Annotated in this window: 13 protein-coding genes; 10 read left to right on the forward strand and 3 right to left on the reverse strand. The window is 72.4% G+C overall.

The genetic code is table 11. The features are described from left to right. Positions 1–2: 2 nt before the first annotated feature. Positions 3–1,721, reverse strand: a complete 1,719-nt coding sequence (gene polX / locus AB0O28_RS10035) for a DNA polymerase/3'-5' exonuclease PolX (RefSeq protein WP_363638324.1) — start codon at positions 1,719–1,721, stop codon at positions 3–5. A 289-nt stretch (positions 1,722–2,010) separates the two neighbouring features. Here polX and AB0O28_RS10040 point away from each other — a divergent pair, with 289 nt between their 5' ends. The 6 genes from AB0O28_RS10040 to AB0O28_RS10065 all read left to right on the forward strand — a co-directional run bounded on the left by AB0O28_RS10040 (position 2,011) and on the right by AB0O28_RS10065 (position 9,897). After that, positions 2,011–3,666, forward strand: coding sequence for a hypothetical protein (locus AB0O28_RS10040; protein WP_363638326.1), 1,656 nt, complete (start codon positions 2,011–2,013; stop codon positions 3,664–3,666). A gap of 156 nt (positions 3,667–3,822) precedes the next feature. Beyond that, entirely contained in the window at positions 3,823–5,013 is a 1,191-nt protein-coding gene (locus AB0O28_RS10045; protein ID WP_363638328.1) for a sensor histidine kinase, read from the forward strand. Then, the gene (locus AB0O28_RS10050; protein ID WP_363638330.1) at positions 5,010–5,615 is read left to right on the forward strand and encodes a response regulator transcription factor; all 606 of its coding nucleotides are present in this window, start codon (positions 5,010–5,012) and stop codon (positions 5,613–5,615) included. Before AB0O28_RS10045 ends, AB0O28_RS10050 begins: the two co-directional genes overlap by 4 nt. Before the next feature lie 157 nt (positions 5,616–5,772). After that, entirely contained in the window at positions 5,773–7,035 is a 1,263-nt protein-coding gene (locus AB0O28_RS10055; protein ID WP_363638332.1) for a cytochrome P450, read from the forward strand. A 139-nt stretch (positions 7,036–7,174) separates the two neighbouring features. Next, positions 7,175–9,553 (forward strand): AAA family ATPase, encoded by a 2,379-nt coding sequence (locus AB0O28_RS10060; RefSeq protein WP_363638334.1) that lies wholly within the window; start codon positions 7,175–7,177, stop codon positions 9,551–9,553. Then, positions 9,553–9,897, forward strand: coding sequence for a hypothetical protein (locus AB0O28_RS10065; RefSeq protein ID WP_363638336.1), 345 nt, complete (start codon positions 9,553–9,555; stop codon positions 9,895–9,897). The genes AB0O28_RS10060 and AB0O28_RS10065 overlap by 1 nt, the downstream gene beginning before the upstream one ends. A 4-nt stretch (positions 9,898–9,901) precedes the next feature. Here AB0O28_RS10065 and AB0O28_RS10070 read toward each other — a convergent pair whose 3' ends face one another. Both AB0O28_RS10070 and AB0O28_RS10075 read right to left on the reverse strand, forming a co-directional pair. Then, positions 9,902–11,440 (reverse strand): serine/threonine-protein kinase, encoded by a 1,539-nt coding sequence (locus AB0O28_RS10070; protein WP_363638338.1) that lies wholly within the window; start codon positions 11,438–11,440, stop codon positions 9,902–9,904. 24 nt (positions 11,441–11,464) lie between these two features. Further along, on the reverse strand, positions 11,465–13,363 hold the full coding sequence (locus AB0O28_RS10075) for an N-6 DNA methylase (RefSeq protein WP_363638340.1): 1,899 nt from the start codon (positions 13,361–13,363) through the stop codon (positions 11,465–11,467). Between the two features lie 308 nt (positions 13,364–13,671). On the opposite strand from AB0O28_RS10075, the gene AB0O28_RS10080 reads away from it, so the two are divergent. The 4 genes from AB0O28_RS10080 to AB0O28_RS10095 all read left to right on the forward strand — a co-directional run bounded on the left by AB0O28_RS10080 (position 13,672) and on the right by AB0O28_RS10095 (position 19,168). Then, entirely contained in the window at positions 13,672–15,543 is a 1,872-nt protein-coding gene (locus tag AB0O28_RS10080) for a hypothetical protein (RefSeq protein ID WP_363638342.1), read from the forward strand. 68 nt (positions 15,544–15,611) lie between these two features. Then, positions 15,612–16,940, forward strand: a complete 1,329-nt coding sequence (locus AB0O28_RS10085; RefSeq protein WP_363638344.1) for a serine/threonine-protein kinase — start codon at positions 15,612–15,614, stop codon at positions 16,938–16,940. Positions 16,941–17,267: 327 nt separating this feature from the next. Beyond that, positions 17,268–17,915, forward strand: a complete 648-nt coding sequence (locus AB0O28_RS10090; RefSeq protein ID WP_363638346.1) for a DUF4352 domain-containing protein — start codon at positions 17,268–17,270, stop codon at positions 17,913–17,915. A gap of 98 nt (positions 17,916–18,013) precedes the next feature. After that, positions 18,014–19,168, forward strand: coding sequence for an alpha-hydroxy-acid oxidizing protein (locus tag AB0O28_RS10095; RefSeq protein ID WP_363638348.1), 1,155 nt, complete (start codon positions 18,014–18,016; stop codon positions 19,166–19,168). The last annotated feature ends 5 nt before the right edge of the window (positions 19,169–19,173 follow it).

Genomic DNA, 19,173 nt, shown 5'->3' on the forward strand with positions numbered 1-19,173 from the left:
CTTCATCGCGGCCGGAGGAACTCCCGCAGCCGGCCGAGTGGCCAGGTGTTGATTACCCGTTCGGGGGTGAGCCAGCCCCGCTGCGCGGTGCCGACGCCGTACCGCATGACGTCGAGATGCGGCACGGCGTGCGCGTCGCTGTCGATCGAGAACAGCACGCCCCGGGCGGCCGCCCGCCGCACGAGGTCCGCGGGCAGGTCGAGCCGGTCGGGGAAGGCGTCGATCTCCAGCGCCGTCCCGGTGCGGACACAGGCGTCGAACACCCTCGGCCAGTCGGCGTCCACCGGGTCCCGTCTGCCGATGATCCGGGCCGTCGGATGGCCGATGATCTTCACGTACGGGTTCTCGCAGGCCCGGATCAGCCGCCGGGTCATCTCCTCGGGCGGCTGGGTGAAGTGCGAGTGCACCGAGGCCACGCACAGGTCGAACCCGGCCAGGAACTCCGGCGGCCAGTCGACCTCGCCGTCCGGGCCGATGTTGAGCTCGGTGCCGTGCAGCAGCGTCATGCCGGGGCGGGCGGCGCCGAGGCGGCGGAGCCGGTCGCGCTGCTCCAGCGCCTTCTCGCCGGTCATCCGCTGCATGAACAGGTTGGGCGCGTGGTCGGTCACCGCGTAGTAGTCGTAGCCGCGCGCCGCGGCCGCCTCCACCATCTCCTCCAGTGGCGCGAGCCCGTCGGTCAGATCGGTGTGGGTGTGCAGGTCGCCGCGCACGTCGGCCGTGGTCACCACCCTCGGCAGCCCCTCGCCCAGCGCGGCCTCGATCTCCCCGGCGTCCTCGCGCAGCGCGGGCTCGATCCACGGCAGGCCGAGCATGCCGTACACCTCCGCCTCGTCCGCCGAGGCGATCTTCTCGCCGGTCGCCACGTCGAACACGCCGTACTCCGACAGCTTCAGCTTGCGGTGCACGGCGATCTCCCGGGTGCGGATATTGTGCGCCTTCGACCCGGTGAAGTACTGCAGCGCGGCCCCCCAGGAGTCCCTCGGCACCACCCGCAGGTCGACCTGGAGCCCCGCGGCCGTGCGGACCGAGCTCTTCGTCTCGCCGTGCGCGATCACCTCGGTGACGTACGGCAGCGTGGTGAAGGCCACCATCAGGGCGGCCGGGTCACCGGCACCGGCCAGGACGTCGACGTCGCCGATCGTGTCCTTCATCCGGCGCAGCGACCCCGCGTACGCGCACCGCTCGCAGCCCGGCACGGCCGACAACGCGGGGACGACCTCCTCGGCGACCGCCATCGCGATCCCGATGTGCACCCGGCTGCCGGTCTTGCGCATCACCTCGATGCCGTGGAGCAGGTTCTCCTCGGTCTTCGCCCCGAACCCGTGCAGGCCCTGCAGGGCCCCCGCGTGGATCGCGTGCTCCAGCCTCTCCACCGAGTCGACGCCCCGCTCGTGATACAGCACCATGGCCTTCTTCGGCCCGAGCGTGGGGATGGTCGTGAGCAGGCGGACCCCGGCCGGGATCTTCGTCCGCAGCTCCTCCAGCTGGTGGATCGCCCCGGTCCGCAGGTACTCGTCGATCTTCGCGGCGATCGACGCGCCCACGTTCGGTATCCGCCGCAGCTCCGGCACGTCCATGCCGTCGACGTCCCGGCCGTACCCGCCGACCGACCGGGCCGCCTTCTCGTAGACCCGCACCTTGAACGCGTCGCCCCCGGTGATCGCGATCAGGTCGGCGTACTCCTGCAGCAGCCCGGCGACCTCCTCGTTGCACCGTCTCATCGCACGCACCCCCAACGTCAGGCTGCTGCGCGCCCCGGAGACCTCTCCAGGTGCGGAGGTCCCGGCTCGGTGTGACCGAAGACCCGGCCCGGCAAGCCGCAGGCATGTATCGAACATAAATTCGATATTCTCTTGACTGACGTTGTGGTGGTGTGGCTACATCGTGATCGTGATCAACGACTTACGCCAGAGATTTTTCCGTCGCGGACGCCCCCACCGGGGACGATCGGGAGAGGGCCCCGCCGCCCCTCTGACCCGCCGGCTGACCGCGCTCTGCGGCACCATGGTCGTGGCCGCCGGTCTGCTCACCGCCACGGGCCCCGCCGCCCCTCTGACCCGCCGGCTGACCGCGCTCTGCGGCACCATGGTCGTGGCCGCCGGTCTGCTCACCGCCACGGGCCCCGCCGCGTCCGCCGCCGACCGCCTGACGGAACTGCCCTTCAGCGGCGTCAGCGGCATGGCCGCCGATGGCGACAGAGTGTTCCTGTCCGCGGAGGGCCGCATCAGGATCGCGGACGCCCGCGGCACACTCACCGACGCCCCGATCGACCTGTCCGGGACAGACAACCTCGCCATCACGCCGGACGGCACCCGCCTGTACGCGACGTTGAGCGATCCGGCCGCGGTCGTCGAAATCGACACCGCGGACTTCACCGTCCTCCGGAGAATCGACCTGTCCGCCTACTCCTGCCTCGGAAAGCCATCACTCGCCGGCGACCACATGTGGGTCGCGTACTGGTGCGGCTGGGGCGACAAAGGCGGCGTCCTGGGGCTCGACCTGTCGGCGGCGGCACCCGAGCCGGCCGGGATCGCCGAGGGCGTCTACTACGCCACCCCGCGCGTCGCCGCGGGCGGGAGCACGCTGGTGGTGGGTGCGCCGGGGGCCGGAACAACCGACCTGATGGTGTACGACGTGAGCACCACCCCCGGCACGCTGCGCGGCACCATCGCCCGCATCTGGCAGATGAGGGACCTCACCGTCACGCCGGACGGCTCCATGGTCATCGTGCCGGTCGAGGACGGGTACAACGGATGGGACACCACCAGCCTGACCAAGGTCCGCACGTACGCCGCCGCAAAAACGCCGGGCACGTACCCCAACGCCGTCGCCGTCAGCCCGGACGGCGAACATCTCGCCGGTGGGTTCGGCTCCGGCGTCATGTTGTACGACACGGCGAGCGCGCAAAGCACGCACACCTACACCTCATTGCCATACAACCGTCTGAACGCGAGTGTCGCCTTCGCCGGCGGCGACGATGTCGTCACCCTGATCGCCGACATGACCACCGACAGGTATTACCTGTGGCGGCTGGACGACGTCTTCCTCCCGTCCACCTCGCTCACCCTGGTCTCTCCGTCCACGGGCGCCGCGTACCAACCGCTCACACTGACCGGCCGGCTGACGCTGCCCGGCGGCGCCGCCCCGGGCGCCCAGCCGATCGTGGTGACGCGTAACCGGCCCGACGACGGCACCAGGACGACGCTGCCCGCTGTGACCACTGCGGAGGACGGCACGTTCACCGTCACCGACATCCCTCCCACCGGCGGGCAGGTCACCTATAGGGCGCTCTGGGAGGGTGATTCGAATTACCGGGGAAGCATCTCCGACTGGGTGTCGGTCACCCTGGCGAAGTATGAGTCGTCGATCATCCTGTCCGGGCCGTCCACCGCGGTCGCGGGGAAGGAGATCCGGATCACCGGGACTTTGGACAACGGTGCGGAGACCGTCGCGCCGGGTGCCTCGCTGACGGTGAGGCGCGCCATCAGATACGACAACGTCTTCCCCAGCTGGAACCTGCCGAAGGCGACGGTCACGGCCGATGGATCGTTCGCCTTCACCGACACCCCACCCCGGACGGGCCAGTACTACTACATCGTCACCTGGGCGGGCGACGACGCGTCTCTGGGTGCGCGAGCCCAGCACCTGATGGCCGTCGGAGAGTAGCCGTACCCGGGCGGCCCGTGCGCGTCACGGGCCGCCCGCCGGCACGCTTCGTCGTCGCCGGACGAGCCGGACTCCTTCGTCTGGGCCATTCGTACCGCCGGGACCGCGATATTCCACTCTGTCCACCGTTATTGGAAGCCGACCATAATGGCGGCCATGGCAGAGGCGGCGGCGCGGGCGGACGAGTGCGGGCCCGGGGTGCGGCGTTCCCGGCCGTGGCCGCCCGCGCGGCTGCCGGGCCGGGTATTCGCTCCCGCGCTCGGGCTGACCGTCCTCCTGCTGACCGCGCCGGCCATCGCCGCGGCGTCGGCAGTTCCCGCCTGGCCCGCGTGGACCCTGGTGGCCGCCGCGGGGTTGTCGTTCGCGGGTGCCGTGCTGACCGCCGGTCGCACCCGCCCGGCCGTACGGCCCCTGCCGCCGGTGTTCGCCGGGCTGCTGGCGGCGACCGCGATCACCGCGAACCTCGCCTACCCCTCGGCGGACGAGTGGCGGACGCTGTTCTCCCTGCTCGCGGTCGCCGTGGCGCTCGTCGCGCCCACACGCGTCGCGGCCTGGGCCGTCGCCGTCACGGCCGTTTCGGCCGCCGCGATCGTCCTGGCCCGGGGCGGTGCCCTCGACGTGGCCCTGTGGGGCACGGCCCTGACCGCCGCGCTCGCCGGGATCACGACGTACGGCTTCCGCCGGATGGGCGAGGTGATCGGGGAGCTCGGCCGGACCAGGGAGAAGCTGGCCGTCGCCGCCGTCTCGGCCGAGCGCCTGCGCTTCTCCCGCGACCTGCACGACCTGCTCGGCCACACGCTCTCGATGGTGGTCGTCAAGGCCGAGGCCGTACGGCGGCTGGCCCCGCGCGACACGGACGCGGCCGTACGGCACGCCGCCGACATCGAGGCAATCGGGCGGCAGGCGCTGACCGAGGTGCGCGAGGCGGTCACGGGATACCGGGACGCGAGCCTCGCCGCCGAGCTGGACAGCGCACGGGCGGCCCTGGCCGCGGCCGGCGTCGACTGCGTGGTGAAGGAGTCGGGGCCCGCGCTGTCGTGGGAGACCGACATGCTGCTGAGCTGGGTCGTGCGGGAGGGGGTCACGAACGTGGTGCGGCACTCCGGCGCCCGGCGCTGCGTCATCACACTCCTCCGCGACCGCGACCCGGTGCTGGTCGAGGTGAGCGACGACGGCGCCGGCGGACCGGCCCGCGAGGAGGACGGCAGCGGCCTGCGCGGACTGCGCGAGCGCCTGACGGCGGCGGGCGGGCGGCTGAGCGCGGTCCGCCTGCCGCGGGGGTTCGTCCTCACCGCCGAGATCCCGCACGCGGGTGTGGACGACGACGACCGGAAGGACGGCCCGTGACCCGCGTGCTGATCGCCGAGGACCAGACGATGATGCGCGACGCGCTCACCGTGCTGCTCGACCTGGAGGACGACTTCGAGGTCGTCGCGCAGGTCGCCACGGCGGGCGAGATCGTTTCCGCCGCGTTGCGGGCCAAGCCCGACGTGGCCCTGCTCGACATCGAGATGCCCGGCGGCAGCGGGCTCGACGCGACCGCCGACCTGCGGGCCGCCCTCCCGGAGTGCGTGGTGGTCATCGTCACGACGTTCGGACGGCCCGGTTACCTGCGCCGGGCGCTGGACGCGGGCGCCCGCGGATTCGTGGTCAAGGACCGGCCCGTCGGCGAACTGGCCCGGGCGATCAGGCGCGTGCTGGCGGGCGAGGTCGTGGTCGACCCCGCCCTGGCCACGGCCGCCCTGAGCGCCGGGCCGAGCCCGCTCACACCGCGCGAGCGCGAGGTGCTCATCGCCGCCGCCGACGGCTCCGCCGCCGCCGACATCTCGCGCCGCCTCCACCTGTCGGAGAGCACCGTACGCAACCACCTGTCGGCGTGCATCACCAAGACCGGCACCCGCAACCGGATGGAGGCCGTCAGGGTCGCCCGCCACAACGGCTGGCTCTGACCCGTCGGCGGGTGGCAGACACTCCTCGCCGAGCGCAGGCAGACGCGTGGGCGCGGACGGGTGGGCGCGGACGGGTGGGCGCGGAGCCATTGCCCCGACGCCCGCCCTGACGTACGTTGACAGCCCCGGTCATCATGCCGAACCCGCGGGGGTGGTCATGAGCACGTCCAGCACGGCGGAGCCCGTCAACCTGTTCGACCCGGCCCTGGTGCGCGATCCGTTCGGGGGCTACTCCCGGCTGCGGGAGCAGGCCCCGATGGTGCGCGGCTCCTTCCCCGGCCTCAACTCCCCGGTCTGGCTCGTCACGCGATACGACGACGTCAAGACCGTGCTGAGCGACCGCCGCTTCGTCAACAACCCCGCCAACGTGCCGGGGGCCGACGTGCGCAACATCCGCGAGGAGCTCATCGAGGCCCGCGGCATCCCGCGCGAGTACGCCGCGTACATCCTGGACAGCGTCCTCGACGCCGACGGCGACGACCACCTTCGGCTGCGCAGGCTGGTCTCCCGCGCCTTCACGGCCCGCCGCGTGGCCGAGCTGCGCCCCCGGGTGGAGGAGATCACCGAGAACCTGCTCGACCGGCTGCACGGCCACGCGGAGGACGGCGTCGTGGACCTGATCGAGCACTTCGCCTACCCCCTGCCGATCACCGTCATCTGCGAGCTGGTCGGCATCCCGGAGGAGGACCGCCCGCTGTGGCGGGAATGGGGCAGGGCCCTGGTCTCGCTCGAACCGGGAGCGGCGGCCGAGCCGCTGCGGCACATGGTGACCTACATCCTGGAGCTCATCGACCGCCGCCGGGCCGAGCCGGCGGGCGACCTGGTGACCGGACTGATCCGCGTTCACGACGAGGACGGCGACCGGCTCACCGACACCGAGATGGTCACCATGGTGCTCACCCTCGTCCTCGCCGGGCACGAGACCACCGCCCACCTGATCGGCAACGGCACCGCCGCGCTGCTGACCCACCCGGACCAGCTCGCCGCGCTGCGGGCCGATCCCGCGCTGCTGCCGCGCGCCGTGCACGAGCTGATGCGCTGGTGCGGGCCCGTCCAGGGCACCCGGATCCGGTACGCCGCCGAGGACGTCGATTTCGGCGGCATGACCGTGCGCCGTGGCGAGCCGGTGATGGCGGTGCTGGTGTCGGCCAACTACGACCCCCGGCGCTTCAACGACGCCGATCGTCTGGACATCGCCCGCGAGGCCGACGGGCACAAGGAGGTCCATGTCGGCTTCGGCCACGGCCTGCACTACTGCCTGGGCGCGGCGCTGGCCCGGCAGGAGGGCGAGGTGGCCTTCGGCGCACTGCTGCGCCGTCACCCCCGGCTCGAACTGGCCGTCGCGCCGCAGGATCTCGACCGGCAGTTTCTCCCGTTCTCCTGGCGCCTCGCCCACCTTCCGGTACGCCTGGGGACATAAAGGACTTCGGTCCGAAACCAGGGTAATCTCCCGTATGCACGTGAAGGGCATACACAGGTGTGCTTTACTGCTTGCGGGCGGGATCCGCACGGCCGCCCGCCTGCAGCCCTGCTCACCCCCGCACACCAGGAGATCCCCCATGCCCGACGTCCCCCGGGCCGCCGTTGCGGCCACCTTGGACGAGGAAGTCGAGGCCCGGCTCGCGGAGGTGAAGCCGCCCGCCGAGGTGGCGGAACTCGTCCGCGCCGCACTCGGCGCCGCGCCGCCCCAGGACTCGCCGGCCGTGTCCGGCGTCTACCTGGGGGCCGTGACCGTCCGGGGGTTTCGCGGCATCGGCCGGGCCGCCCGCCTGTCCCTGACCCCCGGCAACGGGCTCACCCTGGTCACCGGCAGGAACGGCTCGGGGAAGTCCAGCTTCGCCGAGGCCGTCGAGACGGCGCTCACCGGTGAGAACTCCCGGTGGAGGGACAGGTCGCAGATCTGGACCGGCGGCTTCGCCAACCTCCACGCGGGGGTCGCACCGGAGATCGAGGTCGAGCTGGCGATCGCGGGCGACAGCGAACCGAGCGTGGTGAGACGCACCTGGACCGATGACAGGCACGACACCACGGCCGCGACCGTCACCCGTCCCGGTCGTCCGGAGACGCCGCTCGCCGCTCTCGGGCTGGCACGCGCCCTGACGGACTTCCGGCCTTTCCTCCCGTACGCGGAGCTGGGCACCGCGCTCGACAAGCCGACGGAGATCCACGACAAGATCTCCGCGATCCTGGGCCTGGGGCGGCTGGCCGCGGCCTGCACGACCCTGCACGAGCAGGCGCTGGCGCTCGACAAGACGGCACGCACGCCGCGTAAGACTCTTCCTCCGCTGCTCGCGCGGCTCGCGGGCGTGTCCGATTCGAGAGCCGCGGCCGCGCACGCCGAGCTGAGCAAGGCCCACCCCGATCTGTCCGTCGCCGAGGCGCTCGTGACGGGCGAGCGCCCGCGCGGCGCCGAGCACGAGGCACTGCGCCGCCTCGCGGACCTCACCGGGCCCGCCGAGCAGGCGGTCCGGAAGGCCGCCGCGCGCCTGCGCCGCGCCCGTCACGCCGCGGAGCGCGTCAGGGACTCCGCGGCCGAGGACGCCGGAAGGCGGGCCGACCTGCTCGATCTCGCGCTGGCCCACCACCGGCGACACCCGGATGATCCCGCGTGCCCGGCCTGCGGCACCCCTGACGCCCTCGGCGCGGGCTGGGCGGAGCGGGCGGCCGAGGAGGTCGCCCGGCTCCGGCGGGAGGCCGCGGACGCGACGGCGGCCGTGCGGGAGGCACGGGACGCGGGCGAGGCCGCGCGCAGGCTCATCGCCGACCCGCCACCCGGCCTGCCCGAACGGCTGGCCGGTGTCTGGCAGGCGTGGACGGCCTGCCGCGCCCTCGGCGACCCCGGCGTCTTCGAGGCCGCCGGGCTGCGGCTGGCGGCCGAGTGCGCGGCCGTACGAGAGGAGGCCCGCCGCCGGCTGGCCGAGATGGACGGCGACTGGCGGGAGGTCGCACCGGAGCTGGCCGCCTGGTGCCGGGACGCCCGTGCGGGACAGGAGGCGAAGGCGCGCCTCGCGCTGGTGAAGAAGGCCGACGCTCTGGCCCGCGACCTGCACGACACGCTGCGGGCCGAGCGGATGGCGGCACAGGGACAGGAGGCGCGTCTCTGCTGGCAGATCATGCGCGGGCACAGCAACGTGGCGCTGCGGGAGATCCGCCTGGAGGGCAGGGGCAACCAGCGCCGCGCGGAGCTGAGCGTGGCCGTCGACGACATCCCCGGCGCGGCGCTCGGCGTGATGAGCCAGGGCGAGCTGCACGCGCTGGCCCTGTCGCTGTTCCTCCCCCGCGCCCTCGTCGACCACAGCCCCTTCCGCTTCCTGGTCATCGACGACCCCGTCCAGTCGATGGACCCCGAGAAGGTCGACGGCCTGGCGCAGCTGCTCGACGAGGTCGCCAGGAAGCGGCAGGTGATCGTCTTCACGCACGACACGCGGCTGCCGCAGGCGATCCGCCGCCTGGGGATCGAGGCGACCATCCTCGAGGTCAGCCGGGGCGAACGGTCCGAGATCGACATCGCCGTCGACCTCGACCCGGTGGAGCGCGCGCTCCGGGAGGCCCGCGGCGTGGCGCTGAACCCCCGGCTCCCCCGTGACGTGGGCCAGACGGTGCTGCCGGGGCTGTGTCGCGTGGCGCTGGAGACGGCGTTCGTGGAGGCGGCCCGCCGCCGGCTGCTGTCGGAGGGGGTCGACTACACGGTGACCGAACGCGACATCGCCGACGCCCGGTCGACCGCGGAAATCGCCGCCCTCGCCCTCGGCGTACCGCGCGAGGACGTGCCCGCCCAGCTCGACCACCGCTTCGGCGACTGGGCCGGCGCGGTCTACCGCGCGTGCAACCAGGGCAGTCACAATCCGCGGCGATTCCACGAGATCCTGCGTGGGCACGGCAAGGATCCGATCGGCAACGTCACCCGGCTGGCCCGTCGTCTGCGGGAGGCCCGCTGATGTCCCGGTGCCTCACGTTCCTCGACGACGCCGACGCCCTGCTGAGCGGAAGAGGAGACAAGACGTGGCCCAGGGCGGCCGCGTTCCTCATCCGGCTGGCTTTGGAGGCGTGCCTGGCCGACTACTGGTCGAGGACGGCGCCGGGCCTGGAGCGCTGCGACACGCACGCCCAGATCGTCTGCCTCAAGGGCTACCGCGATCCCGGCACCGCCCGGCTGGCGGCGCGGTGCTGGGCCGCGCTCAGCCGCGCCTGCCACTACCACGGCTACGAGCTCAGCCCCACCGCCGCGGAGCTGCGCGGCCTGCACACCGAGGTGCGGGCGCTGGCCGGGCGCCTGTGGTGACGGCCTACAGGCCGGCCAGGATCTCGCGGACCCGCTCGGTGGCGGGGTGGCCGGAGCCGTAGAGCGCCGTGAGGTCGCCGAGCAGGCTGTCCAGCGTCCGCCGGGCCGCCTCGTGCCGTCCGGCGGCGACCTCCAGCTCGCCGACCTGCCGGCGCAGCTCCAGCGTCCGCGGGTCGTCCCCGGGCCAGGCGCGCAGCTCACCCGCCAGCAGGTCACGCGCCAGCCGCAGGGCCGTCTCGGTGTCGCCGAGATGCAGCAAACACGTCGCCTCGCGCATCCTGATCTGGAAGGCCCGCTCGTCGCCGGGGCCGAGTTGCGCGGCGAGCTGGTGGAACGCCTGCGCGGCCGCCAGATGGTCGCCGCCCTCGAAGAGCACGTCGGCGAGGTGGACGCCGAGGCTCAGCACCTCACTGTCGTTCGCGCCGAGTACGCGGCCGGCCGGGGCGACGGCCTCGGCGAGCACGGCGGCCGCCTCCGCGTACCGGGACCCGCGCACGAGCGCGTCCGCACGCTGCCGTGCGCGCCGCAGATCGCCACGGCTGAACCCGTCCTGCCCGTCGCGCCGGTTTCCGGCTGCGTCCGCGGGCGCGGCGGACGCGCCCGCGGGCGGAGCCGTTGCGCCGTCCGTGCCGGTGCGGCCGGCCGCGGCGGCGTACATCCGGGCCGGGCTCGGCGCGGGCGAGGTGAACCCCGGGAGCGGCGCGGTGTCCGCCAGGTACGGCATGAGCCGGTCGTGGACCTCCCGCGCGCTCCCCGGCCGGTCCTCCGGGTTCTTGGCCAGCATCGACAGCAGCAGGTCGTCGAGCCCTGCCGGCACGCCGGCACGCCACCGGCCCGCGGGCGCGGGCGGCACGCTCACCTGCTGCCGCATCACGCTGAAGGCGGTCGGGCCGGTGAACAGCGTCCGCCCGGTGAGCAGTTCGTGCAGCACGCAGCCCAGCGCGTACAGGTCGCTGCGGGCGGTGGGCTCCTCCTGGCGCACCTGCTCGGGCGACATGTACGACTCGGTGCCGAGCATCTCACCGGTCCGGGTCAGCTTCGTCAGCGCGGGGTCGTGCATGATCGCCAGCCCGAAGTCGACCACCTGGACCGAGCCGTCCGGGCGCAGCATCAGGTTGGCCGGTTTGAGATCGCGGTGCAGGATCCCTCCGGCGTGCGCGGCGTCGAGCACCGCGGCCACCTGGGCGCCGATCGACGCCACCCACCCCACGGGCAGGGCCCCGGTCTCGGCCACGACGTCGTCGAGCCCCGCCCCCTCGACGTACTCCATGACGATGAACTGCCGCCGTCCGCGCAGCGGGTCGTCGTAGGCCCCGGCGTCGTGGACGGCGGGCGTGCCCGGGTGACACAGCCTCGCCATGATCGTGGCCTCGTGACGGAAGCGTGCCTCCCAGTCGCGGTCGGGCACACCGCCGGGGAACCTCACGAACTTGATCGCGACCCGGCGTCCCAGCCTCTCGTCGACGGCACCCCAGACCTCGCCCATCCCTCCCCCGCCGGCGCGTGCCGGGTCGAGCCTGTATCTGCCGGCGATGAGGGTCACCCGCGCCTCCCCGGGACTGTCAGATCATTCGAGTCGCAGGGTGCCATCGAACAGGCCGTCGAAGCCGGCCGCAACCAGGCTCTCGCTCATCTCCCGCGCCGCCCGCATCGCGTCCTCGAATTCGAGCAGCCCGCGGAACGCCTCGCCGTACCTGCGCTGCTCCTCGACGGCGAGCCGGGGCAGCTGCGCGCGGCGGGGATCGAAGCGCATCGAGGAGCCGAGCCTCGTCGAGGTGCCGCCGGCCGCGCGCAGGCATCCGGCGAGGAAGTGCGGGTCGAGCCGCTCGGGGTCGGCCCGGATGAGCAGGAGCTGGGCGCCCAGCACCGCGCCGGACTCCGTCATCACCCGCGGGACCGGGCCGCTTCCCGCGATGAGCGGCGCGACCACGTCTCCGGCCTCGATCCGCACCTGGCCCGCCACGTCGGCCGTACGGCCGCTCGGCGCCCGGCCGAGCAGCAGGTCCTTGGCGGTGAGCGCCGGAAGGTCACCCTCGTCGGGCATCTTGAGCGGTCCCTGCATGATCGCCACCACGCCCGCGCGGGCGAGTTCGCCGAGCGTCGTCATCGGCAGTTCCCCGCGTCCGCCGGCGACCAGCCTGGGCAGCCCGGCGCCGAGACCGCGCAGCAGCGCCTCGGCCCGTTCCCGGACGGCCGCGTATCCCGCCGACTCCTGTTGCTCCGGCGACACCACCCGATGACCGGTGGTCAGGTCGACCTCCTCGTCGAGGAGGTCGATGATCCGGACGCTGCCGCTGCCCGCGGGCAGCTCGGCGCCCTCGGTGAACGCCTGCCACGCCTTGTCCGCAAGGACGAGATCGTCACCCGCCCCGACCATCAGCACATCGGACGGCGGGCTGTCCCCCGGCACCGGCCGGCGCAGCACCCACAGGTCGGGCGCGCCGCTGGAGGCGGGGGCCGCTCCCGGAGAGAGCGTGATGACCGCGCGCAGCGCCCCCGCGCGCAGCAGGTTGCCCCGGATCCGCCTGCCGGGACGCCTGGCGGCCGCGGTGCCCGGCATCATGACGACCACCAGGCCGCCGGGTTTCACATGAGAGAGGCAGTGCTGCACCCAGGCGAGCTCCGACTCGCCTCGCGGCGGCAGGCCGTACTCCCACCTCGGGTCGCTGGTCAGCTCCTCGTAACCCCATCCGCGCTCGTTGAACGGGGGGTTGCAGACCACCACGTCGGCGAGCTCGCCGGGGAAGGCGTCGGCCCGCAGCGAGTCACCGGCCGTGACGGTGCCCGCGACGTCCGCGAACCGCAGGCAGATCCCGGCCAGACGCGCCGCGCTCTCGTTGAGCTCCTGGCCGAGGGCGCGCGACGCGCCGGCGGCGAGCAGCAGCGTGCCGATCCCGCAGGCGGGATCGAGGACCGTCGCGCCGGCGGTGCCGCCGAGTCTCGCCATCAGCTCGGCGACGGGACGCGGCGTGGCCAGCAGCCTGCGCGAATGCAGCTCGACATAGCGGTCGCAGATGCCCCGGAAGGCCGCCGCGGGGCCCTCGGCCTCGCCCACCTCGGCGATGGCCCTGACCAGGCCGGCGTCCACGGCGACCCCGTCGGGCGCGGCCTCGGGTAGCCGCTTGAGCAGGGAGTCGTCGTCGAGCTCACGCCAGCCGTCCGGATCCTCCCGCAGGGACAGCAGCAGTGTTCCCGCGTAGGCGACGGCGTCGCCCAGCCGGATGTCGTCGGTGCTGGCCCGCAGCCGCTGCCAGAGCCGCTCGATCGGCGCGACCTCGACGTACCGGCCGTGGCGGCGCAGCCACGCCTCGATGTCCGCGAGCGAGAAGGCCGGGCTGCTCGCCGTGCCGCCGACCGGCTGCGGAAAGTCCTCGAACCGCTTGCGCCAGTTGCTCACCGCGGCCCGGCCGACGTCGGCGAGCCGCGCGATGTCGGCCGCGTTGACCGTCACGTCCTCACGACTCATCGTCGTTCCCCCGGGACCCTGCTGCCCGCCGGAACTGTGCCACCGGAACCCTGCGCTCGTCCGCCGTGCCGCCCATGCGTATGAACCCCCCGGAATCCTTCACGCTCACCAGCATGCCAGGTTCACACCAATCTCGGCGGGTGCCGCCAGCTCAGCCAATCCGTCCCCCACACTATCGGAGGGCCCTTCTCCTGGCCTAGCTTCGGAGGGTTCTATTTGTTTAGCCGATTCACAGAACGGCCACGCCGCGTCCTTGTTACGCTGCCATGTCCGGAAACGCCCTCGAGGGCAAGCGGAAGGATCGGCTCATGGCACCGACGCAGCTGTACCAGGCGCTCCTGCGGGACCCCGGCCGGCCGATCTGGGTGCGGCTGCACCGCGTCTTGTCCGCCTGGGCGCAGTCCAAGGGCTTCCCGCCGCCGGACGCGGGCAGGCCGCGAGTCGACCACGAGCACGCGGGCTCTCGCCTGGTGATGGAGCGGCGCGCCGGGTGCGGTCGCTACACCCTCGAGGAACCGGTGGAAGGCGGACGACTGCGGACCAGAGCGGTGTTCCTCGACGGCGAGCCCGGCTGGGTCCTGGTCACGGTCGAGCGGGAGGGGGACACGCGGCCGGACGTCCGGGCCCCCGGCTTCGTCCCGGCGTACCTGCGCACCGCGCGCATCACCGACGGCGGGATCCACCTGGTGGACCGCGCGGAGCTGCTGGCGGAGGACGAGGTACACCGTTTCCTGCGCGTGCTGACCGAGCCCCGGCGCCGGGTTCCCGTCGTGGTGGTGTCGCCCGGCCAGGGCGATGAGAACACCTCCCGCGCCGACCGGCTGGCGGAGGCGACGGCCGGAGCCGGAGTCGTCGTACGGCTGGCCGACAGGCGCACCGAACACCTCTTCAACCGTCTGATGGGAGACGAGCTGGCGGTGTACGGCGGCGCGATCCGCACGTACGCCGCCCCCTTCGACCCCGCCAGTGAACGCAGTCCCTACCGGCATCCGCCGATGCGGCCCGCCAAGTTACGGGAGGAGGGCGCGCTCGAGAAGATCGCCGACGGCGTGATCGGCCGCGCCTCCGCGATGGATCTGCCTCCCGAGGTCCGGCAGTCCCTGCCCGTCGTGCTGCGGGTCCTGGCGGGCCGTGCGGAGGTCGCGGAACTGGACGGAGCGATGGCGCCGCGCCCCACGCCCGTCGACCCCGCACGGGAGGAACTGCGGCGGAAGATGATGGCGCTGACCGTCCGCCCGGCGCCCTCCGCGGCGCCGCCGGTCGCGGCCGAGCCCGAACCGGCGCCGAAGCCCGAGCCCACGCCGGATCCGGTCGCGGTGGTCGCCGAGTCGCCGGGCCCCGATCTCGCGCATCGGGTGGCCGAGATGGTCGTCAAGGCCATGCGCCAGGACCTGGACACCGCGCTCGGCCTGGCCGCGGGCGCCGACACCGGCCGTGACGTGCTGCGCGAGGTCCGCACCCTGGGCCTGCACCTGGCCGGCCTGCGCGAACTGATCGTCCCCGCCGCTCCCGCGGGGAGCGAGGACGATCTGCGCGTCGCACACGAGTTGCTCCGGGAGGAGTACGCCGAGGCCGTCACCGCCGCCCGCGTGCTTGAGGAACGGGTCCGGTGGCTCGAGCGCACCCTCGCCGAGTCGGGGCATCCCGTCTACGGCCTCGCGACGCCCGGCGAGCCCTTCACCCCCGCGAGCCTCGCCGAGACCCTGGTCGAGGCCCGTTCCCGGCTGACCCACCTCGTCATCGGCCCGACCGACGCCGCCGCGGTCCGGCTCGACCACGCCGACCCGGTGCTCAGCCGTACGTGGGCGGCCAAGGCGTGGGACGCGCTGCTCGCGCTGGACGACTTCGCCCGCGCCCGCTCCTCCGGCGAGTTCGCGGGCGGCTTCTACGACTGGTGCACCGACGGTTCCGGCAGCCGGCGGGTGATTCCGACCGGGATGCTGGCCATGCGTGAATCGGCGTCGGTCACCGGCAACGCCAAGTTCAGTCAGCCGCGCACCTTCCCCGTCCCCGCAGAGGTCCACCCCCACGGAAAGATCGTCATGGAGGCACACGTCAAACTGCGCGCCGTCGGATATCCGGCACCGCGGATGTACTTCCACGACGACTCGGGCGGCGACACCGGCAAGATCTATGTCGGCTACCTCGGCGATCATCTGCCGAACACCCGGACCAACTGAAAGACGCACACCTGGAACGGGCCAAACGCCGAAATTCCCGGCGGACTGATCGCCTATCATGCTGACCCATGCGTCACGGTCCGCCTTATCAGTACGGTCCCCGCGGATCCGGAGGCGACCTGTCGCGCAAGAGCTTCTGGTGGGCACTCGTGCCGCTGCTCACATGCGGGCTGGGGACACCCTTCGTCGTCGCCTTCGCCGCCATCCGGCTGAGAGAACGGCGGCTCGCCCTCGCCGCCGGCGGCTACTCCCTGGGGCTCGTCGCCTTCATCGTCGCGACGAACCTGCTGGAGGGCGTTCCCCGAGACGACTGGCGCAACACCGTCACCGCCGTCGTCTGGTTCGGCGGGATGTGGGCCGGGGGAGCGATTCACACCTTCCTGCTGCGCACCAGGGTCTTCCCCCATATTGCCGTGCAGGCGGTGCCGTCCTACCCCGCTCCGCAGGCCCATCCCGCTCCGCGGGCCTATGCCGCTCCGCGGGCTCATGGCAGTCCGCAGGCTTATGGCACTCCGCCGGCCTACCGTGCCCCGGCGACTCCCCCGACCTGGCCAGTGCCGCACGCCTCCGGCGCGTACCCCCAGTACGTCACCGGCGGCCCGAATCCGGCGTCCGGCCGTAGTGCCGGCGTGGCCTGGGTGGGGCCGTACGCGCTGCTCACGAAGGTCGGCGAGGGCGGGCAGGGGACGGTCTACCTCGGCCAGGCGCCGGACGGGCAGCAGGTTGCGGTCAAGATCCTGCACATCAGGATCGGGCCGGACCTGGGTGAGCGGGACGCCTTCGTCAAAGAGGCGCTCGCCGCCCGGCGCGTGCCGTCGTTCGCCACCGCCCAGGTCATCGACGTCGGCGTCGAGGGCGACCTGGCCTACATCGTGAGCGAGTACGTCCACGGCCCCTCTCTCGAACGGCTCGTCAGGGAGCAGGGCCCGCGCAATCCCGACAGCCTCACCAGGCTGTCCATCTCGACGCTGGCCGCGTTACGCGGAATCCACAACGCGGGCATCGTGCACCGGGACTTCAAGCCCGCCAACGTGCTGCTCGGAGCCGACGGCCCGCGTGTGATCGACTTCGGCATCGCGAGGGCGATGGACCGGCTCACCACGAGCGCCGGGACGAAGGGGACGCCGGCCTTCATGTCCCCCGAGCAGGTGCTCGGCGAGCAGGCCGGCCCGGCTTCCGACGTGTTCAGCTGGGGCAGCACGATGTACTACGCCGCCAGCGGCAGGCTGCCGTTCGACGGGCCCTCGGTCTTCGCGGTCTCCCAGCGGATCTTGGAGCACTCCCCCGACCTCGGCCCGCTGCCCGCCGCGCTGCGGCGGCCGCTCGCCGCCGCCCTGAACAAGGACCCGCGCACCCGCCCCGCCGCCGCCGACCTGCTGCTGGCGCTGTCCGGCTGACCGCCCTTTCGCGCTGACCGGCCTTCACACGGACGCGGCGTACCGGTGGCCGAGCAGGTCCACCGAAGCGGCCCCAAGCCTGGTCACCACCGGCGCCGGTCATCCCACGCATGCACCCGCTTCGGGCCAGAACGCGGAGCGGCGACATGCGTCCCCGTGAGGTCTCGTGTGCGTGATTCAACCAGATCTGCCGCCGTGAGCGCCACGGCCACAAGGTAACGAACAAAGTAAAAGTCAAAGATAAATAGCTTGTGTGTACCGTTCACATGTACTCTACTGGCCATGCCCGTCGCCAACGCGTGGCGGAGAGGAAGGAGAGCCTGTCCGGTGCACCAGAATCCGCAGCAGTACCCACAGCAGCCCCACCCCCAGCCCCCGGCGCAGCACTACCAGCCGACCGTGATCGTGCAGAAGAAGGGCAACGGCTGCCTGAAGGCCGTGCTCGTCGGCGCGGGCGTGCTCATGATCCTGATCGTGGTCGGCGTCGTTCTCGGCGGCCGCGGCGGCGACTCCGAGGTCAGCCTCACGGAGGGTTCCGCGAAGACCACGCACGCGGCCAAGCCACGGAAAACCCCGGTCGCACCCGGAGTGGGCGAGGTCGTGAAGGACGGCAGATTCGCCTTCAAGGTCACCAAGGTGGAGAAGGGGCTGTCCCAAGTCGGCGAGGGCTTCACGGTCCACAAGGCCCAGGGGCAGTACGTCCTGGTGCACCTGACGGTGAAGAACATCGGCGATGAGGCCCAGATGTTCACCGATTCCGCGCAGAAGCTCATCGACACCAAGGGCCGCACGTTCGACGCCGACTCCGGCGCGGCCGTCTGGCTGCAGGACTCCAACGCGTTCCTGGAGAACATCAACCCGGGCAACAGCGTCAAAGGTCTCCTGCTCTTCGACGTGCCGAAGGGCCTGGCCCTCAAGGCCGTCGAACTGCACGACTCGCTCTTCTCCGGCGGCGTCACGGTCTCTCTGCGATGAGGAACTGCTTACGTTGTCCCTGGCCCTTTTTCACATAGTTGGCTTTTGCTTGGCCGCTCGGCTCGGGTAATGCACCCTCCCCCGGGTAACGCGCTCGTATGAATTTCGCCGAATACCAGAATGAGCTGTACGCCCAGGGACGGACCGGCCATCAGCCGCCGTATCCCATGACATTCGCGGAGCTGGAAGACAGGGCGTCGGCCGCGATGAAGCCGAAAGTCTGGGGGTACGTGGCCGGCGGCGCCGGTGACGAGCACACCCAGCGGGCCAACTGCGAGGCGTTCTCACGCTGGGGCTTGTATCCGCGCATGTTGGTCGCTCCCACCGAGCGCGACATGTCGATCGAGTTGTTCGGGGTGAAGCTGCCCGCGCCGGTGTTCATGGCGCCGATCGGTGTGATCGGGGTGTGTGCCCAGGACGGGCACGGCGATCTCGCATGCGCGCGGGCCTCCGTCCGGACGGGCGTTCCGTTCTTCGCGGCGACCCTTTCCGCGGATCCCATGGAAGACGTGGCCGCGGTGCTCGGAGACACGCCGGGATTCTTCCAGCTCTACACGCCCCCCGATCGGGACCTGGCCGCGAGCCTGGTGCACCGGGCCGAGGCGGTGGGTTTCAAGGGCATCGCCGTCACCCTCGACACCTGGGTCACCGGCTGGCGGCCCCGCGACCTGCGCGGCTCGAACTACCCGCAGGTGCCCAGCGGATGCCTGAGCAATTACACCGGCGATCCCGTGTTCCGGAGGAGACTGCGCCCCGGCGAGGACGCCACGGAGGCCGCGGTGCGCACGTTGCCCATCTTCGGTGGACCGTTCAGGTGGGACGACCTGGACTGGCTTCGCTCGCAGACCGGGCTGCCGCTGATGCTCAAGGGCATCTGCCACCCCGACGACGTCCGCCGTGCCAAGGACCACGGCGCGGACGCCGTCTACTGTTCCAATCACGGTGGACGGCAAGCCAACGGAGGGCTGCCCTCCCTGGAGTGCCTGCCCGGCGTGCTCGACGCCGCCGACGGGCTGCCGGTCCTGTTCGACTCGGGCGTACGCAGCGGCGCCGACGTCATCAAGGCGCTGGCGCTGGGCGCCACCGCGGTGGGGATCGGTCGTCCGTACGCGTACGCGCTGGCGGTCGGCGGCGTCGACGGGGTGGTGCACGTGCTGCGCTCCATACTGGCCGAAGCGGACCTCATCATGGCGGTCGACGGATATCCCACCCTGAAGGACCTCACGCCCGAGGCGCTACGCCGCGTGGGATGACCGGC

It is taken from the genome of Microbispora sp. NPDC088329, assembly GCF_040685655.1.
In the GTDB taxonomy this organism is placed as follows: Bacteria; Actinomycetota; Actinomycetes; order Streptosporangiales; family Streptosporangiaceae; genus Microbispora.

Bases quoted from the DNA above. Each gene is read 5' to 3' on its own strand.
- AB0O28_RS10080 (WP_363638342.1), top strand. From the start codon at position 13,672: ATGGCACCGACGCAGCTGTACCAGGCGCTCCTGCGGGACCCCGGCCGG.
- AB0O28_RS10055 (WP_363638332.1), top strand. From the start codon at position 5,773: ATGAGCACGTCCAGCACGGCGGAGCCCGTCAACCTGTTCGACCCGGCC.
- AB0O28_RS10095 (WP_363638348.1), top strand. From the start codon at position 18,014: ATGAATTTCGCCGAATACCAGAATGAGCTGTACGCCCAGGGACGGACC.
- AB0O28_RS10075 (WP_363638340.1), bottom strand. From the start codon at position 13,363: ATGAGTCGTGAGGACGTGACGGTCAACGCGGCCGACATCGCGCGGCTC.
- AB0O28_RS10085 (WP_363638344.1), top strand. From the start codon at position 15,612: ATGCGTCACGGTCCGCCTTATCAGTACGGTCCCCGCGGATCCGGAGGC.
- AB0O28_RS10045 (WP_363638328.1), top strand. From the start codon at position 3,823: ATGGCAGAGGCGGCGGCGCGGGCGGACGAGTGCGGGCCCGGGGTGCGG.
- AB0O28_RS10060 (WP_363638334.1), top strand. From the start codon at position 7,175: ATGCCCGACGTCCCCCGGGCCGCCGTTGCGGCCACCTTGGACGAGGAA.
- AB0O28_RS10065 (WP_363638336.1), top strand. From the start codon at position 9,553: ATGTCCCGGTGCCTCACGTTCCTCGACGACGCCGACGCCCTGCTGAGC.
- polX (WP_363638324.1), bottom strand. From the start codon at position 1,721: ATGAGACGGTGCAACGAGGAGGTCGCCGGGCTGCTGCAGGAGTACGCC.